Origin of the sequence: Rhodococcus sp. GXMU-t2271 (genome assembly GCF_041414735.1) — a bacterium.
GTDB classification, from domain to species: domain Bacteria; phylum Actinomycetota; class Actinomycetes; order Mycobacteriales; family Mycobacteriaceae; genus Rhodococcus; species Rhodococcus indonesiensis.
The window spans coordinates 1-668 of record NZ_JAUIZP010000028.1 but is presented as its reverse complement, the minus strand read 5'-3'; the positions used below and the strand labels follow the sequence as shown (position 1 = coordinate 668).

Genomic DNA, 668 nt, shown 5'->3' with positions numbered 1-668 from the left:
TACAACGCCTGGGCCGACGCCCACGTCCCCGCCTGACCGGCGCCGAAGAGAACGAAAGGAACTCTCCGATGGCAACGAAGAATCTCACCCTCGCGGACTTCGAGTCCACGATCCTCGGCAACGACATCGTCCTCGTCGACTTCTGGGCCTCGTGGTGCGGTCCGTGCCGAGCCTTCGCCCCGGTGTTCGAGAAGTCGTCGCAGGGGCACCCGGACATCGTGCACGCCAAGGTCGACACCGAGACCGAGCAGCAGCTCGCCGCGATGGCCGACATCCGCTCGATTCCGACGATCATGGCGTTCCGAGAGGGCGTCCTGGTCTTCGCCCAGCCCGGCGCCCTGCCCGCAGCCGCCCTCGAAGACCTCATCGGGCAGATCGAAGCGCTGGACATGACCGAGGTCCATGCTCGGATCGCCGACCAGAAGGCCGCCGCCGGCGCCTGACCGCCAACCCTTTCACCCCCAGGAGGACCCCATGTGTTACCCCGTCACCTGCCCGAACTGCGGAAAGACCGGCTGGGACGGCTGCGGCCAGCATGTCGACGCCGTCATGCGTGCCGTGCCCGCACCCGAGCGCTGCACCTGCGGCCAGGACACCACCCCCGGTGCGCAGGCGCACACCCTCGGTGGGCTCTTCCGCCGCTGACCGCACCTCGACGAGACTGCGCC

The 668-nt window shown here is 68.7% G+C and carries 2 protein-coding genes; both read left to right on the top strand.

Annotation, left to right across the window (positions count from 1 at the left end):
- Positions 1-68 precede the first annotated feature (68 nt).
- A complete protein-coding gene (gene trxA, locus QYS60_RS11155; RefSeq protein ID WP_003938122.1) occupies positions 69-443 on the top strand; it encodes a thioredoxin in 375 nt (124 codons plus the stop codon).
- A gap of 31 nt (positions 444-474) precedes the next feature.
- Positions 475-645: a hypothetical protein gene (locus QYS60_RS11150; protein ID WP_371383173.1), complete on the top strand. Its 171-nt coding sequence runs from the start codon at positions 475-477 to the stop codon at positions 643-645.
- The last annotated feature ends 23 nt before the right edge of the window (positions 646-668 follow it).